Annotated in this window: 20 protein-coding genes; 15 read left to right on the plus strand and 5 right to left on the minus strand. The window is 42.0% G+C overall.

Translation table 11 applies throughout. The features are described from left to right. The first annotated feature begins 21 nt into the window (after positions 1-21). The 4 genes from ACQKMF_RS12450 (at position 22) to ACQKMF_RS12465 (ending at position 2,423) form a co-directional block, all read left to right on the plus strand. Positions 22-864, plus strand: coding sequence for a flagellar hook-basal body protein (locus tag ACQKMF_RS12450; protein WP_427573457.1), 843 nt, complete (start codon positions 22-24; stop codon positions 862-864). 163 nt (positions 865-1,027) lie between these two features. Then, the gene (locus tag ACQKMF_RS12455) at positions 1,028-1,282 is read left to right on the plus strand and encodes a DNA-directed RNA polymerase subunit beta (RefSeq protein ID WP_101223813.1); all 255 of its coding nucleotides are present in this window, start codon (positions 1,028-1,030) and stop codon (positions 1,280-1,282) included. 129 nt (positions 1,283-1,411) lie between these two features. After that, the gene (fabZ, locus tag ACQKMF_RS12460) at positions 1,412-1,840 is read left to right on the plus strand and encodes a 3-hydroxyacyl-ACP dehydratase FabZ (RefSeq protein ID WP_427573460.1); all 429 of its coding nucleotides are present in this window, start codon (positions 1,412-1,414) and stop codon (positions 1,838-1,840) included. A 289-nt stretch (positions 1,841-2,129) separates the two neighbouring features. Next, positions 2,130-2,423: a hypothetical protein gene (locus ACQKMF_RS12465; protein WP_402943370.1), complete on the plus strand. Its 294-nt coding sequence runs from the start codon at positions 2,130-2,132 to the stop codon at positions 2,421-2,423. A 113-nt stretch (positions 2,424-2,536) separates the two neighbouring features. On the opposite strand, the gene ACQKMF_RS12470 is transcribed toward ACQKMF_RS12465, so the two are convergent. Continuing rightward, positions 2,537-2,971: a YwpF family protein gene (locus tag ACQKMF_RS12470; protein ID WP_101223810.1), complete on the minus strand. Its 435-nt coding sequence runs from the start codon at positions 2,969-2,971 to the stop codon at positions 2,537-2,539. Positions 2,972-3,331: 360 nt separating this feature from the next. On the opposite strand from ACQKMF_RS12470, the gene ssb reads away from it, so the two are divergent. The 10 genes from ssb (at position 3,332) to ACQKMF_RS12520 (ending at position 14,905) form a co-directional block, all read left to right on the plus strand. Beyond that, complete coding sequence (gene ssb / locus ACQKMF_RS12475; RefSeq protein ID WP_101223809.1) at positions 3,332-3,694, plus strand: single-stranded DNA-binding protein; 363 nt, start codon at positions 3,332-3,334, stop codon at positions 3,692-3,694. A 464-nt stretch (positions 3,695-4,158) separates the two neighbouring features. After that, the gene (locus tag ACQKMF_RS12480; protein WP_427573465.1) at positions 4,159-5,163 is read left to right on the plus strand and encodes an ABC transporter ATP-binding protein; all 1,005 of its coding nucleotides are present in this window, start codon (positions 4,159-4,161) and stop codon (positions 5,161-5,163) included. Continuing rightward, positions 5,144-6,112: an ABC transporter ATP-binding protein gene (locus ACQKMF_RS12485; RefSeq protein ID WP_402943378.1), complete on the plus strand. Its 969-nt coding sequence runs from the start codon at positions 5,144-5,146 to the stop codon at positions 6,110-6,112. Before ACQKMF_RS12480 ends, ACQKMF_RS12485 begins: the two co-directional genes overlap by 20 nt. A 42-nt stretch (positions 6,113-6,154) precedes the next feature. Next, the gene (locus ACQKMF_RS12490) at positions 6,155-7,771 is read left to right on the plus strand and encodes an ABC transporter substrate-binding protein (protein ID WP_427573468.1); all 1,617 of its coding nucleotides are present in this window, start codon (positions 6,155-6,157) and stop codon (positions 7,769-7,771) included. A 115-nt stretch (positions 7,772-7,886) separates the two neighbouring features. After that, entirely contained in the window at positions 7,887-8,891 is a 1,005-nt protein-coding gene (locus tag ACQKMF_RS12495; protein WP_427573471.1) for an ABC transporter permease, read from the plus strand. Positions 8,892-8,903: 12 nt separating this feature from the next. Continuing rightward, complete coding sequence (locus ACQKMF_RS12500; protein ID WP_101223804.1) at positions 8,904-9,806, plus strand: ABC transporter permease; 903 nt, start codon at positions 8,904-8,906, stop codon at positions 9,804-9,806. A gap of 206 nt (positions 9,807-10,012) precedes the next feature. After that, positions 10,013-13,750 (plus strand): S8 family serine peptidase, encoded by a 3,738-nt coding sequence (locus tag ACQKMF_RS12505; RefSeq protein ID WP_402943382.1) that lies wholly within the window; start codon positions 10,013-10,015, stop codon positions 13,748-13,750. Positions 13,751-13,834: 84 nt separating this feature from the next. Beyond that, positions 13,835-13,969 carry a hypothetical protein gene (locus ACQKMF_RS12510; RefSeq protein WP_427573476.1) on the plus strand — a complete coding sequence of 45 codons (135 nt, stop codon included), beginning with the start codon at positions 13,835-13,837 and terminating at the stop codon, positions 13,967-13,969. 87 nt (positions 13,970-14,056) lie between these two features. Beyond that, complete coding sequence (locus ACQKMF_RS12515; RefSeq protein ID WP_427573479.1) at positions 14,057-14,209, plus strand: hypothetical protein; 153 nt, start codon at positions 14,057-14,059, stop codon at positions 14,207-14,209. A 279-nt stretch (positions 14,210-14,488) separates the two neighbouring features. Next, positions 14,489-14,905, plus strand: a complete 417-nt coding sequence (locus ACQKMF_RS12520) for a hypothetical protein (protein ID WP_402943391.1) — start codon at positions 14,489-14,491, stop codon at positions 14,903-14,905. A 134-nt stretch (positions 14,906-15,039) separates the two neighbouring features. On the opposite strand, the gene ACQKMF_RS12525 is transcribed toward ACQKMF_RS12520, so the two are convergent. Beyond that, positions 15,040-16,485 (minus strand): PLP-dependent aminotransferase family protein, encoded by a 1,446-nt coding sequence (locus ACQKMF_RS12525; protein ID WP_427573482.1) that lies wholly within the window; start codon positions 16,483-16,485, stop codon positions 15,040-15,042. A 124-nt stretch (positions 16,486-16,609) separates the two neighbouring features. Here ACQKMF_RS12525 and ACQKMF_RS12530 point away from each other — a divergent pair, with 124 nt between their 5' ends. Next, positions 16,610-17,218 carry a LysE/ArgO family amino acid transporter gene (locus tag ACQKMF_RS12530; RefSeq protein ID WP_101223799.1) on the plus strand — a complete coding sequence of 203 codons (609 nt, stop codon included), beginning with the start codon at positions 16,610-16,612 and terminating at the stop codon, positions 17,216-17,218. Positions 17,219-17,376: 158 nt separating this feature from the next. On the opposite strand, the gene ACQKMF_RS12535 is transcribed toward ACQKMF_RS12530, so the two are convergent. From ACQKMF_RS12535 to ACQKMF_RS12545, 3 genes are all read right to left on the minus strand, one after another. Next, the gene (locus ACQKMF_RS12535; RefSeq protein ID WP_427573486.1) at positions 17,377-20,349 is read right to left on the minus strand and encodes a DEAD/DEAH box helicase; all 2,973 of its coding nucleotides are present in this window, start codon (positions 20,347-20,349) and stop codon (positions 17,377-17,379) included. Next, a complete protein-coding gene (locus ACQKMF_RS12540) occupies positions 20,342-21,967 on the minus strand; it encodes a hypothetical protein (protein WP_427573489.1) in 1,626 nt (541 codons plus the stop codon). The genes ACQKMF_RS12535 and ACQKMF_RS12540 overlap by 8 nt, the downstream gene beginning before the upstream one ends. Before the next feature lie 676 nt (positions 21,968-22,643). Then, entirely contained in the window at positions 22,644-23,537 is an 894-nt protein-coding gene (locus tag ACQKMF_RS12545) for a helix-turn-helix domain-containing protein (RefSeq protein ID WP_427573492.1), read from the minus strand. Positions 23,538-23,946: the final 409 nt, after the last annotated feature.

Raw genomic sequence — 23,946 nt, forward strand, 5'->3', positions numbered from 1 at the left:
GAACATGTAAGGGGAAAAATCATGAATCGGACGATGATGACGGCGACGAATACGCTGAACCAACTTCAAAGTAAAATCGATCATATAAGTAATAATATCGCGAATGTGGACACGACTGCCTACAAAAAGAGCCAAACGAGCTTCAATGACTTATTGACACAGAGTTTCAATAATCAACCGAGTGAGACCAAGGAAAAAGGAAGGTTGACCACACCTGGCATCCGGCAGGGAACAGGTGCCATGATAAGCCAATCTCAATTGGTGCTTTCACAGGGACCCTTAAAGACGACGGATCGCAACCTTGATGCTGCATTCACCCGTGAGGACCAATTCTTCACAGTAAGCGTTCAGGGTGAAAATGGGATCAATACAAGGCTAACAAGGGATGGTGCCTTTTATTTATCTCCTAATGGTAACGACCAAATGTTGCTCGTTACCTCTGCAGGACATAAAGTCCTTGATGAAAATGGTGAACCGATCCTCATTGAGGGAAATATTAAAGACATTAAGATTTCGGAAACTGGTTTATTGATAGTGGATACGGAAGAATATGGAAAACGTAGTTTTGGTCTCGGGATCGTCTCGGTAAAAAACCCCCAATTTCTTGACCGCTTAGGCGGAAATTTACTTGGTATGCCCGAAAACTTCAATGCCTTGGGTGTTACTGAAGACGATATCATGACTGCACTAACAGGGGATTCCCGTAACCAGGCAGCAGTTCAACAAGGCACTCTGGAGTCCTCGAATGTCGATCTTTCCAAAGAAATGACGGATCTAATCAATGTTCAGCGGTCTTACCAATTTCAATCCCGAGCGGTAACGATGGCTGATCAAATGAGCGGATTAGTCAATGGAATCCGTTAAGGTATCTGGTAAATAAAATGTCTCCCTGCGGAATTAGAGCAAATCGGTTATAATGAATTCATAACAAAGGAAATCATCGTGCCGATCATTTTGCATAGCTGCTGAATTTCTGATAGTGAAAATCAGTCGGCGAGTTTTCTTAAAAGGAGCTTTCACATTCTATATGGAACAAAATCGTGTAATGAGACAACAAATTGAAGAAGAGATAAAGGAAGTTGAGGCGAAACCGAATCGTAGAGTCAAGGTCCGTCTTTTACCGATTTGGCTTCGTTTACTCATTGTTATCGGATTGATTTTCATTGCTGTATTATCCGGGGCACTATTAGGATACAGTGTGATTGGTGGAGGACATGCAATGGATGTTTTCCAAAAATCCACATGGACCCATATTATTGATATAGTGAACAAGGGCGCGTAGTTCCATGTTTTTTTTGAAGTAGTTGCTGTCGTTAGCGGATTTATATTACATGGCAACTACGCCTCTGTCTTCATGGCAGGGGCGAGTTTACGTTATGTTTGAAATATTTAAGTCATAGGAGGAAAAAGTATGCTTGATATCACACAAATAAAGGAAATTATTCCGCATCGTTACCCATTCTTATTAGTCGACCGGATCATTGAAATAGATGAAGGGAAAAGAGCGGTAGGATTGAAGAATGTCACAGCAAATGAAGAATTCTTTAATGGCCATTTCCCCGATTATCCAGTTATGCCTGGAGTTTTGATTGTAGAGGCATTAGCGCAAGTTGGCGCTGTAGCCGTTTTAATACAGGAAGAATACAAAGGGCGGCTTGCATTTTTCGCTGGGATAGATAATTGCCGCTTTAAAAAGCAAGTAAAACCAGGTGATCAGCTGCGTCTGGAAGTGGAAATAGTGCGTATGAGAGGTTCAATGGGTAAAGGGAAAGCAGTGGCAACGGTAGATGGAGAAACAGCATGTGAAGCCGATATCATGTTTGCTTTTGGTGACAAATAGGATTCATTTTACGCGATAGGGAAATGGGGTATTTTAACTATATATTTCAAAAATGGTTTAAGTAATCGTGAAGCGGTGTATATAAATAGCGCCGCATGCTTTTTTAAAGCAAGCGCGGTTTTAAGAACTATCTATCTCCCTTTGAATGCCGGACATTTTTATGTCCGGCATTTTTTAATGATTAAATTCAAATTAGAGGATTTTCTTTTTAAATTTAAAATAGGACGCAAGTTATTTTCACATTCGGGCAAAATAACTAATGATAAAGAAAGAAGGGAGGTTGCCAAAAATGATGAAGAAAATTTTTGCACTAATTGGGGGATCTTTATTATCTATTATGTTCCTTGCTGGATGTGGAACGGATAATGATGACAACAACAATCCCGCTCCAGAAGATGATAACAACATCATTGAAGATGATAACAACGGTACAGATGATAACAACAACGATAACGATGATGGCATGCTTGATAATGACAACAATAACGATGATGACATCCTTGAAAACGACGATAATAACGTCGATAATGATGCCGATGACTTGATTGAAGACGCTGAGAAAAAAGGCGACAACAATAAGTAATTAGCACGGAATGACAAAGACTGGCTTAGGTAAGAAGAGGATTAATATCCTTCTTCAGCTAAGTCAGTCTTTTTATATGCATTCGTTAGGGGATGGGAATTAAAAGAAGGTTTTTATTTATTGGTTGCTAATTTAGGCTTTGAGCGGATTTTTTGCTTGAACTCATTTATTAATTCATCGCCGACGAGCCCTTTTTGAACCAAATCTTCAAGAAGAAGTTCTGCATATTTGCTCCGTGTTTTTTGGATGTGACCAACGAATAGAAGGCTATAATGGCTGCCGACTTTTCTTATTGTGCGTAGTACAGTGTGAAACAAAGCCGGTTCATTATCCTTGTTGGTAATGACGGCCTGGATATACACCTCTCCGTTTATATCGGGAAGTGAAGGTTCAAGCTCTTTGAAATGATTTTCATCTACAAAGGCTTCCAGTAACCACGATCTAGCGTCGTTTTCTTTATTTATAATCAATCCATCTGTTAATACAATATCAATCAAGTTAAAATTTTCAGTTACAATTTGCAACGAGATCAATTTAAATGATTTCATCTAATTCCTCCGTTTCTTGCAAGAAAGAGCGGTAATTACCTCTCTTAAACGTAAATTTTGAAATAGTACATATCGATAAATCCTTTTAAAGGTAATTATATCATACTAAAAAAAAGTTCCTTAATGAAATGAATACCCAACATTTGTCTAAATTATGAAGGATAGAATAAAAATTTGCAAAATATTTAATTTTGTTAACTATTCGTTTTTCACCTAATTTTAATCAATAAAAAATGGTTTTGCATCATTTCAAACGGTTTTTTATGAAGAAAAATGGTGTATTAAGGCTATTTCCTTCATTTTTTAATCGATGGAAGAAAGAGTATGATAAAAGCATATTAAAGAGGAAGGAGTGAAAAAATGATTAACCAAGTTACCCTCGTCGGCAGGCTTACGAAGGATCCCGAATTAAGACACACACCTGATGGCAAGGCTGTTTCCAATATCACTTTAGCAGTCAACCGGAACTTTCGTAATACTGTCGGTAACTATGAGGCCGACTTTGTACAGTGTATCATATGGAAAAAGTCTGCTGAAAATACTGCTCAATATTGTAAAAAAGGTGCCATAATCGGCATAACTGGCAGAATACAAACAAGGAGATATGAAAATCAGGAGGGTAAATATGTATATGTAACTGAAGTGGTCGCCGAGAGGGTTCAATTCATTGGCTCAAAACAAAATGATGTTAAGCCTAAGGAATTTGAACATATTGGTTTATAGTTTTGGGCATGACGACAGGACAGAAGCAAGATTGTTATGCAGTAGTGGAAAAAAACATTAGTGATATATTCCGTCAATAATAGGAACGATCAATTTTATGCTTAAAACATAGGGAACAAAAAAAGTATTTATATGACCATAATGAAAAATAACTGTACAGAATTTCAACACTATTTATAAAATTCATTTTCATCAATTCATTCCCCCTAAGCTAATATAGCCTCTTCCTCGGCTGGAAACCCCGATTTACCCTCAATAAAATCGATTTATCTGTTTCCCCTCTTGTAATGACTGTAAATTTGCAGTCATTTTTTTTGTGCCAAAAAGTGCGTAAATAGGAAAAAATAAAAAATAATTCTGTTAAATTAGAATTTTTAGAAAATATATTGTAATATTTTAATTTTGATGCAATAATAAACCCAATAATATAATTGGAAAAAAAGTTATATATAGGAAGTGATTTGATGGACGAACCAATTATTAAGGTGAATGGGCTGCAAACCAGTTTTCGTACGGACGATGGGGTGATCCCTGTCGTGAATTCAATCGATTTTCATGTAAATCCTGGTGAGGTTTTAGGGATAGTGGGGGAATCGGGGTGCGGAAAAAGCGTTACTTCTCTGTCCATCATGGGTCTCGTTTCTTCACCGGCTGGTAAGGTGGAGGGAGAAATCCTTTTTAAAGGAGAGAACATCGCAAATGCCCCTGAAGCGAAAATGAGAAAAATTCGCGGGAATGATATAGCGATGATATTTCAGGAACCGATGACAAGCTTGAATCCCGTGTTCACTATTGGCGAGCAGTTGGTTGAGACGCTTCGGATACATAAAAAATGGAACAAAAAACAGGCCCGCCAAAGAGCGGTGGAAATGTTGAAGCTGGTTGGGCTTGGCCGTGCCGAGGAATTGCTCGATGAATATCCTCATCAGCTTTCAGGCGGAATGAGACAAAGGGTCATGATAGCAATGGCCATGATCTGTGAGCCGAAACTCCTAATAGCCGATGAACCGACAACGGCTTTGGATGTGACGATCCAGGCACAAATTCTAGAATTAATGAAGAATTTAAATAAAGAAACAGACACGGCAATCATGATGATTACCCATGATCTTGGGGTAGTTGCGCAAATGTGTGAACGTGTCATTGTCATGTATGCCGGCAAGGTAATAGAGGAAGGAAATGTGCAAACGATTTTCCAAAATCCTAAGCACCCTTATACGGTCGGTTTACTACAATCGATTCCGGATATGCGAATAAAGAAAGAGCGCCTTTACTCAATACCTGGTAATGTGCCAAAACCTGGGACAAGCAACCTCGGGTGCCAGTTTGCCCCTCGATGCTCACATGCCATGGAGCAATGTATAAATGAGACCCCGTCTCTATTGAAATTCGATGAGGGTCAGCATGTTCGCTGCTGGCTGTATGAAGATGGGAAAGGAGCTGCCTTGAATGAGTCAAACATTGGTTAAGGTAGAAAACCTAAAGAAGCATTTTCCGATTAAAGGAGGGGTTCTGGGAAAGACCATTGGAGAGGTCAAGGCAGTTGATGGTTTGTCTTTTTCCATTTATAAAGGGGAAACTTTAGGCCTTGTCGGTGAAAGCGGTTGCGGAAAGTCGACGACGGGAAGATTATTGCTTCGATTGCTTGAGCCAAGTGAGGGTAATGTTTATTTTGAAGGAAAGGACCTGACGGCTTTATCTGCCGGTGAAATGAGAAAGATGCGCCGTGAAATGCAGATGGTCTTTCAGGACCCATTCGCTTCCCTCAATCCCAGGCATACAATTGAAAAAATATTGGAAGAACCGCTCATCGTTCATGGGGTTAAAGATAAAAAGGCACGAAAATCCCGTGTACAGGAACTTCTTAGGGTTGTTGGCTTAAGCAGTTACCATGCTAAAAGGTATCCTCATCAATTCAGCGGGGGCCAGCGGCAGCGTATTGGCATCGCGAGGGCACTTGCAGTCAACCCTAAACTGATCATTGCAGATGAGCCGGTATCTGCACTGGATGTGTCGATTCAGGCCCAGGTCTTGAATCTGTTGCAGGATTTGCAGGAAGATTTTGATTTGACCTACTTGTTCATTGCCCATGATCTTGGGGTGGTAAGGCATATCTCCGACCGTGTCGGCGTCATGTATCTTGGACATATAGTTGAATTGACGGAAAGTGAAGGACTTTATGAAGATCCGCTTCACCCATATACGCAGGCTTTATTATCAGCGGTGCCGATCCCGGATGTGGAATACAAGGGGGATAGGGTAATCCTGCAGGGAGATGTTCCAAGCCCATCAAACCCGCCCGGCGGCTGTCCATTCCATACGAGATGTCCGAAGGCGATGGAAGAATGCAAAACGGACAAGCCAATTTTGAATGAACATAAACCTGGTCACTACGTTGCTTGTCATTTATACAATTGACACGACGTATACATAAATTCGCAAATAATAAGGGGGAAGAATATGAAGAAAACATGGGCATTATTGCTGACTGGTATCCTTGCTCTTTCACTAGCGCTTGCGGGATGCTCCTCGTCTACATCAAAAGAGAAAGATGGTGGTAAAGGGGGATCGAGTGAAGCGAAGGGCGGCGTATTGATATACGGTAAAGGCGGAGACGCTGTCGGTCTTGACCCAGCCATCGTAACCGATGGTGAATCATTCATCGTCACACAGCAGATCTTTGAAACGCTTGTGAAATATGGGGAAGATGATACGGAAATCAATCCGGGTCTTGCAGAATCATGGGAAGTGTCCGATGACGCAAAAACATACACATTCAAATTGAAAACCGGAATCAAGTTCCATGATGGTACGGATTTCAATGCAGATGCTGTCGTTAAAAACTTTCAACGTTGGGCACAAAGTAAGGATGAGGGTAAATTTGCGTACTATGCCTCCATGTTCGGAGGATTTGAAGGTGATGAAGGCCATGTTATCAAAGAAGTAAAAGCGATCGATGCCAGCACGGTGGAATTCACTTTGAACCGTCCGCAGGCGCCGTTCCTGAAAAACCTTGCCATGCCTACATTTGCAATAGCCAGTCCGGCTGGAATTGAAAAAGAGGGTGACGATTTCACTAAAAATCCATCTGGTACAGGTCCTTTCAAATTCAAATCATGGAAACCTGGCGATACGATTGAAGTGGTGAAAAACGATGACTATTGGCAAGATGGACTGCCAAAACTTGATGGTATCACGTTTAAGGTCATTAAAGATAACTCTGCGCGTTTAAATGCTGCAATCAAAGGTGAAATCGACCTGATGGACGGGTTGAACCCAAGTGATATCAGTAAAGTTACAGGAGATGAAAACCTGCAAATATTCGAACGTGCATCCATGAATGTCGGGTACTTTGCTTTCAATGTTGAGAAGGCACCATTCGACAAGAAAGAAGTGCGTCAAGCCATCTCGCATTTGATCAATAAAAAGGAAATCATTGATAATTTTTATGAAGGCACAGCAGAGCCTGCCAAGAATCCTATGCCGCCATCCGTTTCTGGCTACAATGACAAAGTCGAAGACTATGATTACGATGTAGAAAAAGCGAAGGAACTGCTGAAAAAAGCTGGACTTGAAGACGGATTTAAAATGGACCTATGGGCAATGCCGGTACCGCGCCCATATATGCCAGATGGTCAAAAAGTGGCTGAAGCCATTCAAGCAAGCCTAAAACAAGTCGGCATCGAAGCGAATATCGTTTCATACGAATGGGCTGCATATTTAGAGAAAGTGCAGGCCGGTGAAGCCCAATCCTTCATGATGGGCTGGACAGGCGATAATGGAGATGCGGATAACTTCCTTTATACATTATTGGATAAAGATAATATCGGCTCCAACAACTATGCCCGTTACGCAAACGAAGAAGTCCATAAACTGCTGATCGAAGCTCAGTCCACGGCAGATGAAGCCAAGCGTAATGAGTTGTATGTAAAAGCCCAGGAAATCATTCATGATGAAGCTCCATGGGTACCGCTTGTACATTCTTTACCGCAGTTAGCCGGATCTAAGACGGTCAAAGGGTTTGTTCCACATCCAACTGGTTCACAATCCCTTGTTAATGTTTCTCTAGAAAATTAACCGTACGAACCGGGTAGTATGGAGTCTTGCATGCTTCCCGGTTTTGTTATGGAATGCATTTCAAAATGATCGAGGGCGCTTTTAAGGCCCCTTATTTAAAAGGCGGGTGATTGTTTTGTTTTCCTATACCGTACGACGTTTAGGATCTCTCATTCCAGTGTTACTAGGAATGGCGTTTATTGTATTCATGATGATCCGGGCTATTCCAGGAAATCCAGCACAGGTAATTTTAGGGCAGCAAGCAACGGAAGAGGCAGTCGCTGCAATGACAAAGGAACTTGGTCTGGATAAACCTTGGTTCATTCAATTTTGGGATTACTTATCAGGCCTGTTAAAGGGAGACCTGGGTGTTTCCTTAAAAACGAATAGTCCGGTTTCCGAAGAAATTGGGCCATACCTCATGGCTACGATAGAACTGGCCTTGATCGCCATGATCATCGCCGTGGTCATAGGCGTTAATGCAGGGATTATATCAGCTTGGTTCCAAAACTCATGGTTTGATTATGTCGCCATGGTGATTGCGTTGATTGGTTTGTCCATGCCTATTTTCTGGCTGGGATTAATGGAACAATTTATCATTTCAATTCAATGGGATTTACTTCCGACGACAGGGCGGGACAATATCAGGGATCCCGTTGAGGCCATAACCGGACTGTATTTGATAGATACACTCATGGCGGGCAGGGTGGATCAGTTTTTCGAAGTGATAAAACATCTCATCTTGCCGGGAATTGCGCTGGCGACCATTCCGATGGCCATTATTGCAAGGATGACACGTTCGTCCATGCTGGAAGTTATGAGATCGGATTTCATTCGTACGGCTCGTGCTAAAGGAATGAGAATGTTTTGGGTTGTTTACAAGCATTCCTTTAAGAATGCCCTGATTCCAGTGGTGACGGTTATCGGACTGCAAACAGGATTACTTTTAGGCGGCGCCATATTGACGGAAAACATTTTTGGGTGGCCAGGTATCGGTACATATATTTATGATGCAATCCTATCTCGGGATTATCCGGTGATACAGTCCGGAATTCTCGTCATCGCCTTTTTGTTTGTCATGATCAATCTAGTTGTGGACTTGTTGTATGCAGCGATCGATCCTAGGATTAAGTATAAATAGGGAGGGAAACTCATGCCTGAAATAGCAACGAATACTTCGCCAATCCTTCCTCCAAAAGAGGCAGAGGAAAAAGTCATCTCTCCCTGGAAGGAAGGCTGGAAAAGTTTTAAGAAAAATAAGGTAGCCCTTGTGGGTCTGGGGATTGTTTCATTTTTCATCCTAATCGCCATCTTCGCACCCGTTATAGCACCTTATTCATTTGAGGGGCAAAAGCTAAGTGATAAACATTTGGCCCCGTCTGCGGAGCATTGGTTCGGAACGGATGAATTTGGCCGGGATATTTTGAGCAGGGTCATTTATGGCTCGCGCATATCAATAGGGGTCGGCTTTTTATCTGTTGCCGGATCTGTTGTGGTCGGGTCTTTTTTAGGAATCATTGCCGGTTATTACGGCAGGTGGATAGATACGATCATATCGAGGATCTTTGATATTATTCTGGCCTTTCCAAGTATCTTGCTTGCCATTGCTGTCGTTGCCGTTTTGGGACCCTCCCTTCGCAACGCACTTATCGCCATAGCCATCGTCAATGTCCCGATATTCGGCCGGCTTTTACGTTCACGGGTCTTAACGGTGAAAGAAGAGGAATATGTAACGGCTGCAAAGGCAATTGGAATGGGGGATGGCCGCATTCTCCTTCACCACGTCCTTCCGAATAGCCTTGCACCGATTATCGTTCAAGGTACGTTAGCGATTGCAACTGCCATAATTGAGTGTGCAGCACTCGGCTTTCTCGGTCTTGGTGCACAGCCGCCAGCACCAGAGTGGGGAAAAATGCTCGCCGATTCCAGGGCGTTCATCATTCAAGCACCATGGACGGTTCTTTTCCCTGGGCTTGCAATCATGCTTACGGTACTCGGCTTTAACCTAATGGGGGATGGGCTGCGCGATGCTTTGGATCCAAGAATGAAAAACTAGAAGTTAAAGGGTGATGTTAGATTAACATCACCATCTTTTTGTCGTTTATCTGTAAATCTATCAAAATATGAAAAATAATAACAAAATCCTAGTTCGAAATAGGAAAATAGTGACTATTATCTCTTAAAATCACCCCAAAAGTTGTGATACTTTTATACTCAGTAAGAATATTCCAAAAATTGCTTATTTTAGAGGAGGAAAGTTCATTGATTAAACGTAGCTTGTCCATTCTAGCAATCTTTCTATTAGTATTTACTGCAAGCGTTTCCGCAGCCAAGCTCCCAGACCCCCCGGCAGGTTCGGGCGGTGCAGGTAAGAAGAATCAGGAAAGTATTATAAAGCTGAAGAAAAATGATTTGGATAAGAAATACAAAAGCAATGAGAAGGTCAGGGTCATCGTAGAGATGAAGGAAGCCCCGGCAATAGAAACAGCTTCGAAGGAAGGGAAACTTTTTAAACAGTTATCGAAAAATAAGAAACAACAATTAAAGTCCGAAAAGCTAGCTAATCAGAAGAAATTGAAAAAAAAGGTGAAAGAGAAAAAAATAGCTTTCAAAGAGCTTGAAAGTTTTACGACAGTCGTCAATGGGTTCAGCGGTGAACTTCAGTATGGTGAAATCAAAAAGGTGGAAGCCATGCCTGAAGTTGCTGAAGTACATATTGCGAATGAATATGAACGTCCTGTAGAAAAACCCGAAATGCTTTATAGTAAAGAACTAGTCCAAGCCCAGGAAGCTTGGCGGGAATATGGATATAAAGGGGAAGGGATGGTCGTCGGGATTATCGATACTGGAATCGACCCATCTCACCGTGATATGGTCCTGAATAATGATAATAAGGCAGAACTGACTGAAAATGAAATTAGCGGAATGAAGGAATCTAACCATCTATTAGGCAATTATTATACGGCGAAGGTTCCTTATGGATACAATTACATGGATGAAAATGAAGAAATCCTTGATCTTGGTGAAGGGGCGTCAATGCATGGAATGCATGTAGCAGGTACAGCCGGTGCCAATGGAGATGAAGAGAATGGCGGCATTAAAGGGGTTGCTCCTGAAGCCCAGCTGCTTGCTTTAAAGGTCTTCGGGAATGATCCCGACATGCAGACAACATGGGGCGATATATATATCAAGGCAATTGACGATGCCATCATCCTTGGGGCGGATGTGTTGAATATGAGCCTTGGCTCCACTGCAGGTTTTGTATCTGCAGAAGATCCGGAGCAGCAGGCGGTATCCAGGGCTGTTGATAATGGGATCCTCATGTCGATTTCAGCAGGAAACTCAGCACATTTTGGAAATGGATTTGCAAACCCATCAGCGTCGAACCCGGATATTGGCGTTTCAGGTTCACCTGGACTTGCATACGATTCTGTACAAGTGGCGTCGGTAGAGAATAACTATATGGATTTGGATGCAGCGACTTATGATATAAACGGACAAGTAGGGAAAGCTCCGTTCATGTCGGCTTCAAGCGTACATCCCAATACTTTAAATGAAAAAACACATGACTTGGTGGCTGCAGGTCTTGGGACGCCGGAGGAGCTTTCCAAAGTGGATGTTAAAGGCAAGTTCGCCCTCATCGAACGCGGCACGCTATCTTTTATAGAAAAGGCGCAAAATGCCCAGGCAGCAGGTGCGACAGGAGTCATTATTTACAATAATGCTGACGGATATATTTCCATGGCCACAGATCCAAGCATCACCATTCCCCAGCTGTTCATGTTGAAATCGGATGGTGCAAAGCTGAAAGCGGCCTTAACGGATGGAGAAAAGGTGAAGATTACCTTTAATGGTGATAAAACAAAAGCTGTAAATCCAGAAGCAGGGAAAATGAGCTCATTCAGTTCATGGGGAGTCGCACCAAACCTGGATTTTAAACCGGAAATCACTGCTCCGGGAGGACAAATTTATTCGACGCTGAACAACGATGAATATGGAATGATGAGTGGTACTTCGATGGCGGCACCACATGTTTCCGGCGGCTCGGCACTTGTTCTTGAAAGAGTGGATAAAGAATTTAAATTAAATGGTTCTGCCCGGGCAAATTTAGCGAAGAACCTGATGATGAATACTTCAAAACCACTAGCGGATCAAGGTGTCGTCAATAAAGCCCTTGACTGGGAAAACCCTTACTCGCCTCGCAGGCAGGGAGCCGGGGTCATGCAGCTGCAATCCGCATTGTCCACACCAGCTGTCGTGACCGAGGCATTCACGAAAGAAGCGAAGGTTGCAATGAAGGAGATCGGCAATAAGTTCGCCTTTACTTTAAAGGTTGAAAACTTCAGCAACAAAGCGGTCAAGTATGATGTAAAAGGTAATATCCAAACAGACTATGCAATCCAGGGACAACTCGGTTATACCGCTAACGAACTGGAAGCACAGGAAATTAAGAACGCTTCGATTAAAATCAATAATAAAAGCACAAATAAGATTACCGTTCCCGCAAAAAAATCGGTTACATTCGAAGTGAAAGTTGACATATCCGATGCAAAAGTACTCGGTGATGACCTTCAGACTCTTGTAGACATTGACGAGGTCTTTCCAAACGGATATTTTGTTGAAGGGTTCATTTCATTGAAGGATCCTGCCGATACGAATCCGGAACTGAATGTACCGTATGTAGGGTTTAAAGGGGAGTGGGACAAAGCCCCTATCCTGGATGGCACTAAATATGATAAAGAGTCCTTCTATGGCATGGCAGGTGGAGTTTCTACAGCAGGTGAAGATTTCACTTATCTTGGCTATGACCCTGCGGGAAAAACATTCAATGGCAAAAATATTGCGATTTCCCCAAATAATGATGGTGCACAGGATGACTTCGTGCCTGTCCTATCATTCTTAAGGAATGCGAAAAAGGTAGAATACAATATATTGAATGGTGAAAACAAATCAATCCGGAAACTTCGCACAGAGAATAATGTACGCAAGGACTATTATGATGGCGGACAAGGGACCGCGTACACCCTTGATCCGGCCCGTAAATGGGACGGTAAAATCAATAATGCACTCGCTAAGGATGGGGTCTATTATTTTGAAATCAAAGCGATGATAGATTACGAGGGTGCAAAATGGCAGACGTTTAAAATGCCTATCAAAATCGATACGGTAAAGCCGACAGTCAAAATTTCGAAAAAAGGCAATGTATTAACCATCCAAGGCAAGGATAATTTGAATGGTTCAGGACTTGCTTATTACGATGTACAAGTCGATGGAGCATCCATCATGGAAGAGCCGCTCCCGGCGAATGCGAAGCAATTCACTTTACCTGATGTAAAAGGGGAAAAGGTTCAGGTTGTGGCAATTGACTATGCAGGTAATGAAAAAACGGCTGAAACTGAATTAGCCAGTGATTCAGCTCCAATCGATAATCATGCACCAGCTGTAAAGATCAAGAGTCCTGAAGCCTTGAGCGTGAACAATAAAAATAAAATCAAAATAACAGGGGAAATTGAAGAAGCGTCGGAAATAAAGGAGTTTAAAATCGACAATAAAACGGTACCTGCAACGTATAACAAGGCGAATAACAAATATGAATTCTCATATGAAAAGAAATTTGAAGAGGGTGTTCAAAGCTTCACTGTTAAAGCAACCGATAAGTGGGATAACACGGTTTCCTTTAAACGGACGATTATGGTCGATGCAACAAAGCCAGGTTTAAAAGTGAAGGGTGTACCGAAAACTGTGGGAGCCAAAGGGAAAAATCCAAAAGTGGACGTGACGGTGGAAGATAATTTCGATGAAATCCGCCTTTACCTGAACGGAAGCGAAGTATTCTATCATGAATTCAAGGAACCATACAAAATGCGTGCCTATAAGAAGAAGATAGAGGATTTGGAACTGCCGCTTAAAACAGGCAACAATAAGATTGAGTTTAAGGTGACCGATCTTGCAGGAAATGAAATGAAGAAATCTTTTAACATCAATAAAGCAAAAAAATAACGAAAGGAAGCCCTCTTACCCAAGAGGGCTTCAGTTTGTAGACATAATGATTTGTACCTACAGTTTTTTTGCGGGGTTGTACAATTGAACATTGGATGGGATGTAGGGCACTCGCTTTCAGCGGGCGGTCCGCTCTCGGCGCTCGCTGCGCCTTGGACACGCCATTCCCGCATGAGTCTTGTACACCCGCTCCAATCAACTGGAAAAATAATACTGTAGGCAAACTTGCTTTCCTTCGTACAAAATGGGGGTTCCGAATGGACTACCCCGAACCATGATTATAAAAAGAAGACTTGGTTATCCTTCATGAATTTTTACCTTTTAATATGGAATGAAACCACCATTAAATTGAAGAAATTTGCGACACTCCTGCCGAATAACTGGCTAGCCGAGAACCCCACAGACGCTTGCGTCGAGGAGGCTTGGCAGACAGTCGGCGGAAAGGGAGCGGATTTCTGAAATAAACTGGACGTTTTCAAAGAAAAAACTGCGGGCAAACTCGTTCGAATTTGTCTACAGTATGAGCCCTCTTATCCAAGAGGGCTGTTTTTGCATAATAAGCTTTCCCGAGTATGGATTTGATGAATGAATTCTTTAGTAGATTATGGTGTAGTTCCTTGCGTTTTCACCGTGCTAATATGGAAATCTCTTAGTGAGGAAGTTTTTTCATTATCCGGCAGGTATATCGAATAGGATAAAAGAATTAGGTATAAAGGTCTTATTGAAAGGAGGGTATCTATGAATTATAAGAAGAAATCTAGCAATAAAGTAACTAGTATTGCAATTACAGTGAAATTCGAAAGGAGAGGAAGCGACAGGTCATATCTTACAAAACCGAGTTTCTTTGATGCACTTCAGCACGTCCATTCTCCCTTTGAAAAGGATCTCCGCTCTGATTCACCTTATCAGGATTTTCCTCTATGTCAGGAGGTAACCCTTTCTTTTTTTGAAGAAGGTGCTAAAACATCTATTAATTATGATCCCCACCAAGAAAAAATCATCATTGAAGAAAGTTCAGAGACATATCAGCCGAATAAGGGTGAGGCGCTTACTGCAATCCTCGATCATATCATGATCAATCATGGCTATCACCATTCTTTTTTCATCATCCAGCAAAAAGAGCGGAACGTAAAAATGAAAGCTGCTACCCCATGAAAATCCCTAACATTTTTAGGCAGGACGTTGTAAGGTATGAGATTTCCGAATAATTCATACGAAAAGTTACTTTACTCAATAAGGATGGAGCTGCCACGGCAGCTCCATTAATGCCTCTCCAATCTTTCAAGATGTCAAACCAACCGCCGGATGATCTTTGAAAGGGTTTGGATGCCATAAGCTAATTGTTCCTCCGAGGCGTATGAATATGAAAGCCGTATATGTGTATGGTTATTTGGTTCGTATATGTATCCCGGATTAAGAAGTATGTTTTCCTTTAACGCTTGCCTGAAAAGGTTTGAATTCACGATTGGTTTACATAATTTTAACCATATATAAAATCCGCCTTGAGGTATTTGCCATTCAGCCAGTCCCTTAAAATATTGATTGAGAAGAGTTAATGTAAAATCTCTGCGTCCTATCAACTCATGCCTTAGCCACTTTAAATGCTTTGAATATTGCCCATTTGCTAACCATTCCGCCACAAGGTGCTGGGAAAGTGCACTTGAACCATAATCCATTTGCATTTTAATGTCCGCTAAACGTTCAATCACGGTTATTGGGCCAGCAATCCATCCGATACGCAATCCTGGGCTTAATGTTTTGGACATGCTGCCAATATGCAATACAAGGCCATCTGCATCAAGGGATTTTAATGGAGGCGGTGGTTCATTATCAAACCACAAATCACTATATACGTCATCTTCAATAATCGGGATCTGTTCCTTTTTGCATAGTGATAGGAGGTTAAGTCTTTCTTCTTTTGACCATGTAGTATTCGTTGGATTGTTAAACGTTGGAACAGTATAAAATAGTGACGCTTTCTTCCTTCCGTTGATGTGCTTTATTTGTGTCGGGATACTTTCCCGGCCTTGTATTGATAAACCTACTAAGTGCATGCCCGCAGATTGAAAAGGGTGAACGGAATTTAAATAGGAAGGGGATTCATGTAAAATCATCGATCCCTTTTGAAGTAAACCGACTGATATCAACTGGAGTGCCTGAAGCCCGCCAGAAACGACCATGAGGGAGCTGGGACTCGCGTTGATCCCTTTTGTTTCTAAATAAGCACTTATACATTGACGAAGTCTCTTATCACCCTTGGGTTCGGAATAGCCTAAAGAGTGGGCATCAAAAGAAGTGGATCGCAACGTCTTTTCGATTTGTTTTGCAGGCAATAGATCTGGAGATAGTTCGCCCGTGCCTAATCTGATGATGGCAGTGTCCGTTTCATACTGATTAATGTCCTGAATCGTTTTTAAATTAGGTTCATAGAGTCCATTCCTGACATAGTTTTTCCAGTCGGGCTGTTTGCTTGAGACGAGCACATTCCATGTATTATTGGAAACGAATGTGCCGGACCCAACCTTAGTTTCCAATAATCCATCAGCAATCAACTCATCAATGGCTGTGATGATGGTACTTCGGTTTACCCCAAATGAGTCGGCCAATGAACGTTGTGATGGAAGCTTGGTACTAACTGGCCATTCCCCTCGTGTAATTTGTTGTTTGATCCAATCCACTATTTGCAGGTGAAGTGATTGGTCGGAAGTACGGTTTGGTCTCCATTCGATAAACATACGAAAACCACTCCTTTCATGTTCTGTATTCAATATAAATTGGTTGGTTTGAAAGCCAACCAATTGGATGGTCAATTCCTTTGTTTTTTTCATTATACTGAATTTGAAAGGAGGGGGTATTCGTATGGGGCCATTTTTTCATGGATTATTATTGGCATTGGGGCTGATACTTCCGTTGGGAGTGCAAAATGTATTCATTTTTAATCAAGGAGCAATCCAACCTACAATAAAAAAAGCATTGCCAGCAACGATAACAGCTGCAATTTGTGATACACTGCTCATTTTGTTAGCTATTTTAGGTGTTTCGTTGGTTGTCATGCAATATGATTGGTTGCGCCTTACATTAATCATAATCGGAGTTATATTTTTATTGTATATGGGTTTTCAGATTTGGTTTGCCAAATCGAACTCACAGTCAGGTGCCCAATCCATGCAGATGTCGACCAAAAAACAAATTGTATTTGCTCTATCCGTATCATTACTGAATCCGCATGCAATCTTGGATACGATAGGTGTAATCGGTTCGAGCTCACTTGTTTATTCAGGAAAAGATAAAATGATTTTCACCGCAACGTGCATCTTTGTGTCATGGTGCTGGTTCCATGGATTATGTCTTGCGGGACGATTGCTGAAAAAGGTTGATACATCTGGTAAATTCCTTGGAATATTAAATAAAATTTCTGCAATCATCATTTGGATCACAGCTCTTTATATGGTTAAATCGATTTTTTGATAAAAGACATGCATTTGAACCTGGCCATACCAGGTATTCAATAAAGTTACAGGACGCTTATGTATAAAAAAGGGGAATGCATATCGAATTGCATTCCCCTTTTTTTCCTTATAAGTTAACAACCTGACCTCGTTCTTCTTCAAATCGTGAGAGCGGGTTTATTGAAGAGCAACCAGGTCCTTGATTTCCTCTGTGGAAAGTTCGGTGATCCAGTTGTCACTGCTGATGATCTCGTCGTTCAGGGCTTGCTTTTTATCAAGCATCTGGTCGATTTTTTCTTCCAGGGTCCCTGTGCAGATTAGCTTATGAACATGAACGAAACGCTGTTGCCCAATTCGGTAAGCACGGTCGGTGGCTTGATTTTCAACAGCTGGGTTCCACCAGCGATCATAGTGAATCACGTGGTTTGCTTCTGTAAGATTAAGCCCAGTGCCGCCTGCTTTCAACGAGAGTATGAAAATAGGGAAATCCCCATCTTGGAACCGCGTGATCATTTCATCACGCTGCTTCTTGTTCGCACTCCCGTTCAGGAATGGCACTTCAAAGCCATATCGTTTTTCCAGCAAATCTTTAATCATATTGCCCATCCCGATATATTGAGTGAAAATGAGACAGCTTTCATCCTGTTCGCGGACAGCATCGATAAGCTCGGTCAGCTTCTCGAGTTTGCCAGATCGGTTAGGTGCCTTCATGATGTTTTCCTTTTCCATTTCTTTTAAGTAAAGAGCTGGATGATTGCAAAGCTGCTTTAGCTTATTCAGCATCTGGAGGATGATGCCTTTTCTTTCAAAGGCAGATAGTTGTTCGATATCAGTGAATGTATCTTTAATCAGTTGCTCATACAACGATGCTTGCTCGGTGGTAAGCGGTACGAATTCCTTTTGTTCTTGCTTATCCGGAAGATTAAGAGCGACTTCTTTATCACGCTTTGTACGGCGAAGCAAAAATGGCTGTATCAAACGCTGCAATTCCTTGATTTTATCCTTCTGATCATCACGCTCGATGGTCGCCACATATTTTTCCTGAAACTGACCTAGCGTTCCGAGATAACCTTTGTTGATGAAGTCGAAAATCGCCCATAGCTCACTTAAACGGTTTTCCATCGGCGTACCCGATAGGGCGATATGATGTCTGCCATTTAGCTTGCGGACCGCTTTGGATTGCTTCGTTTGGGCATTCTTGATGTTTTGTGCTTCATCAAGGATAACACTGCTCCAATGGATGGAGGTCAGTTCAGCCACATCTTGGTGGGTCAGTCCATATGATGTTAAGACAATATCATGATCGGCTGCCAGTTTAGTAAATGCCTCACCTTTAGCACGATTCGATCCGTAGTGTAGGTGAACTTTAAGTGATGGAGCGAATTTTTCCAATTCTTTTTGCCAGTTGCCAAGTACCGATGTCGGGCAGACGATGAGCGCCGATTGTACAGGGACGGATTCAGGGGCAGTGGTAATGACTTCACCCTCATCACTGCTCTCCGCGCTACTATCCTCTTCGACGATGATTGGTTCACTCTTTTGTTCATCCTTGGGCCCAGTGGGCAGCTCTTTACCGACCATTTCTTTGCCTTTAACATGAAGTAGGTAGGCAATCATCTGGACGGTTTTTCCAAGTCCCATATCGTCGGCTAGACAAGCACCAAAACCATGCTCCCTTAAAAAAAGGAGCCAGCTCATGCCCAGTTTTTGATAGGGGCGTAAATCACCTTGAAGTGCATTAGGGACGGGCAGGATGGATATGTTTTTGGTTTCCCGGAGCCTTCCCACCATTTTACGGAGCTCCTGGTTCAATTCAAATTGAATCCGGAGCATTTCGTCGTTTTCAGAATCGCCATCGCCATCTTCATTCATGCCATTCAACAGTTCCTGCTGCAGCAAGTCAGTCAGTTGGATGCCTTTTTCATTCGCTGTTTCCATCAGCTCCTGAATTTGCTTAATGAAAGCAGGGTCAAGCTTGACCCATTGGCCGCGGATGAAGACAAGCCGCCTTTTTTCATTGACGAGCTCCTCGAACTCCGCCTCAGTGAGCTCCTTGCCATTTAATGAGAACCGCCAATCAAAGTCCATTAAAGCTTTTAACCCGACATAAGAAGGGCCGCGGTTCGATTGGCTCTTCACTTTCGCTTTGACCTTCAATGAGGACTCCTTCAAGGCAAGCCACCACGATGGAAGGAGAATTTCGACGCCAAGAAACAGGAGCTTTTCGCTTGCATCGGTCAAGAACTCCCATGCATCCGTTTCTGAAATCTCCCTTTTCAGACGGCCATTCTCCCCAAGCCAGGGCACGACGAGTTGCCAGCGTTTCGTAGCACGCACCACATCACTTGCATACTTATTCCAGCCGCGCGGAAGTTTTTTTCCTGTATATGTTTCAATGATATTCTCATCCCTTTTGGAACGAAGGGTAACATCGAGCATCCAAGGCCCGTTGCCATCTGGAGGCTCAGTTAAACGGAGACCTATAGTGAATGGCTTGGGATCGGGCAGGGTACCGAGCCATTCCTGCCAGCTGTCCTTGTCAAAAAAGGCCTGCAATTCTTCGGGAGAAAGTCGAGTATCCTTTAATGCCCCGACGGCTTCCCTCCATTTATGCTGCATGGGTGAATAGTTTTTTAAATACATATTAGCGGCACCGTTATACCACTTTTCGATAAAAGTACGGTTGGTTTCCAGTTCAGGTGAAGGAAGATCCAAAGATATTTCTTCTTCCCAAAAGGAAGGGACGAATTCCTCTTCCACTTCCTCCGGCAGCTTCCAGCCGATGGAGTCCAATTGAAGATTGGTGAAATCCGGTACGGGGATTCCAGCTTCAATGGATTCATGAAGAACGGGAGCTGCTGACAGGCAAAGGGAGGATATCTCGGACCATTCCCATTCTATGAAGGAGTTGAAGCTTTCCCTCGCAAAAAAATTGAGAAGTCCCCAAGCGTCAAGAATGAATACTTGATTTCCATCCACTATATCCGTAGTCATTTTAGTGCCATAAAAGCTTGCGTCATCCCAGTTGAATAACAGCCTGCGTATATAATTCGTGGTGAGGAAGGTATTTTCTTCATTGACGACACCAAGGGCGTAAGTTCCGTTTTCGAGAGCGGCTATTTTGATTTTTAATTTCCCTGGATTAAACATCGATAAGCTTACCCCTTTTTAGTTCTTCTTGGAAAGCGCGAAGCCGTTTGGTCGAATCTGCTACATAAAGTATATAACGTTCGAATACGTCTTCCTTTTTGCTCTTCTTATAGATGGTGCGCATCCTTTTCAAATAACGGACAGCTTGCTTATAAGCAGGCCGATTTTTCAAAGAAACTTTTTCCTGGACGGCATGATAATAAAGCGGCAGGATTAGTTCCGGTTCTTTTGAGACCACTTCTTTGATGGATTCACTGCTGATTAAGTCAATGCTGATTTCTGAGTAAATATGCATCTCCACCCATTTTTTATATTGTCCTTGTTCAAAAAGGAAGTTTGCATAGTTCCAATAGCTGTGCGGAAGGGTGGCCCTGTAAAATTTCTCAAGCAAATCGGTCCGTTTTAATTTATAACAGCAACTGTTAATTAAAGTCGTAAAGGTACGGACGAAATCTACCCGTTTATAATAATCGGATAAACCGGCAAGGAACTCCTGGACATTATTATTGATGAATTCAATGAAAGGGATAGCCCGTGCCCGGTTGTCGGATTCAGCCAAGAGATTCAGCCAATAAAAAATGTATGGACAGGCTTCGTTCTTCAATTCATGAAGAAGCCCAATTGCTTGTTTATCATGGTTCTCCAAAAGGGATAGGTGAATCGCTGCGAGGGAATAGGACGTCCTCTCAGTCGTGCCCATATACTTCTCGGGAAGTTCTTTATTGATTCGTTCCAGTTCCTCTTTACGCCATGAGGAGTTGGAGAATAAGTAGCTCCATATCTCCCGGTAAAGGTCGATCTTTTCGTATTCGAGGCCTTCTCCTCCATCCAGCAGTTTAGCTACATCTTCCTTGATGCTAAAAACGAAGGGATCAAAGGCGAAGGGCCTCGCTTGCCTGCTAAGCGGCTGTACCGTTTCATGAAGCTCCTCTGCAAGGTCGACGGCAAGTGCATAAAAGACCCTGATCGTTTGCGTCTCACTTTTATGCAGCTGAATCATTCTCAGTGTCTGCTGCATCGTGCAAAATTGGGTAACGAAATGATAAAGTAATTTCCATTCCCTTTCCATTGGAGCTTTTGAGCTAAGGCGTTTAAAGTAAGTTTGTATGTGATTTTCAATCATATAAGTAGCCTCGCCTATATGAGGCTCCACATGTTCAGCAAATTCATCATTCACGAATTGCTTCCATGATGGATAGCTTTTATCTAAGATGATGGATTTCCCTGCCGCCTGTTTAAGTAATTCACTTGCCGGTTTCACTTGCTGCAGTGCTTGGGCCGTTGAGGTTTTTTTTGGTGCTTTCCAATCGCTCAGCCATTCGGAAACACTAGCGTGTTCAGAATATGCAGAAAAGAAAACGGCCATTTGATGCCGGCAAATGAACCTTGAATCACATGTACAGCTTCCATCCTGAGGGAAGAGCAGATTCAGCCTGGCCTTAAAGCGTGTCACATCCTGTACCTCAGCTGCAATCGTATCCGCCGCTTCTTCTTTAATATCAATGAGCCCCTGACGGTATAACTGGAGCCCTTGATTCACCACATCCGAATCTTCCGGATCCCCGGCCTCCAAAAATTCCGCCAGCCGCTCCCCAACTAACAACAACTCCCGCTCCATACTCTCCTCCTTCAGGGACAAGCCCTGTATACCAAAATTATATTTTTGTATGATCATGAACCATCAGTTCTTTAACTTATCGTTGGGTGCATAAATTACATCCCAGATCGAATGCCGGACTATGGCCGTTCTCTTTACGTTCTAATCCATTTAATCGAACAAACCATCAATGCTTCTAGCCGTATATTCATAAAAACCCTGTAAAAGTCAATATCGTCAAAAATCCCCTTGAATATAAGCGGTTCGGATATAAACAGGAATAACTGGCAATCACTTTAACATGCCTCAAATCCTTCATCCTCATCACGCTTCACAATACCAAGTGATGAGGCAGGAATCTTTTTTAAAATTGCTTTTTTGAAGCATCTCTTTATTATACTTCATTTTGGCTTGGAATTTAAAATGTAGATTAGAGGTTTTGGAAATGATGAGTGTGAGAAATTATATACTCCTGTTGAATGGCTCAATTTGTAGACAAAAGGGGTTCTATATATAAATTTAATACAAAGTAGATTGGAACAATGTGCGAGACTCCTGCGGGGGAAGAGCGTCAAGTGGAGACCCGCAGGCGCATAGGACCCGAGAACGGTCCGCCCGCGGAAAGCGAGTGACTGGAGGCATCGAGTTTGTCTATAATTTGGAGCCATTCCCGGGGAAATGGCTCCAAATTATAGAATTAGTTTATTTTCATTTCGTTCTTCCAACTGTCCAGCTTTTTGTTGATGAATGTAACAAAGGTATGGTTTTTTTGTAATTTGAATAGAAACGCAGATTTTCCCAAGTACTCTTTTGCCTCTTCAAAGTTACCTACGAGTTCAAAATTGTATCCTAAATGGTAATGTAAATCCGCTAAAGCATATAATTGATCATGTTCGAGGCACCACTTTATGGCATCTTGGCAGCAGGCAATGGACTCTCCGTATCGGCCAAGGCGTGTTAGCACTCTGCCAAAATTATAGGATAGGCGCGTCTTTAGCGTTTTATCCGTCAAGAATGGCAGGGCTTTCAAGTGATCTAAAGCTTTCCTTAACAAGGCAAATGCATTTTCGTATTGTTCTTCGGCAACATACATTACACCAAGACTGCTTAGGATTTCAAGCTCCCGTTCCGAATAAATTTTATCGGTCGTATGAGTAATGGAGATGGCCTTATTGATGAATTCTATGGCTTTATCTAAATCTTTATTTTTTTCATATTCGTATATTCCCTTGTGCCAAAGAATCAATTGATGATTCTTTTTATTTTGAAGAAAGAGGGGACTGTTTTCCTCAGCCTTTACAATTTGCTGCATTTCCTCATAATTTCGGGTTCTTCTGGCTATTTTTAATTGATAAATCACTTCTTCCACGTAATCCAGCCTAGGGGTCATTCCAATATCGAAAAAATAGTTTACATCAACGCCTAAACGTTGGGAAATTAAGTAGAGAGTGGATGCATATGGATAGACATCGCCCTTTTCAATCTTACTGATCTGTGCTTGTGTACAAATACCGGTTGCCAACTCTTCCTGGGAAAGCCCGATTTGTTTACGTAGCTCTTTGATCTTTTGTCCAACTGCAAAAAAATCCATTTTGATTCTCCTTAAAATATGCCTAGAGTTATATTTTGTTATGAAAAATCGGTGAAAGCGGTATGTACAGGTCCTGAACGGTTTAAATAGATTCTTTAGTCGAAATATATGACTTTAAGAATTGTGGTTAAATATAACTATAGAATTATTTTCTATTTTAACCAATATTTTTTTAAAAGAAAAGGAGGAATGACCTATGAAAAAAAGTACTAAAGCATTAGTCGTATCTTTTCTTATCATCGCTGCTTTTGTTATTGTCCCAAGCGAATTACCAGGCCTTTATGCAGAACTTCCAGGTTTATATAAATAAATAAATGAAGCTTCTTATCAATCATTCAAGCATCTTCAATTGAAGATGTTTTTTTTATTATTATTAAATGATGATTATTCTTTTGCGCATATTCCTGTA

Origin of the sequence: Peribacillus sp. NPDC101480 (genome assembly GCF_050277335.1) — a bacterium.
In the GTDB taxonomy this organism is placed as follows: domain Bacteria; phylum Bacillota; class Bacilli; order Bacillales; family DSM-1321; genus Peribacillus.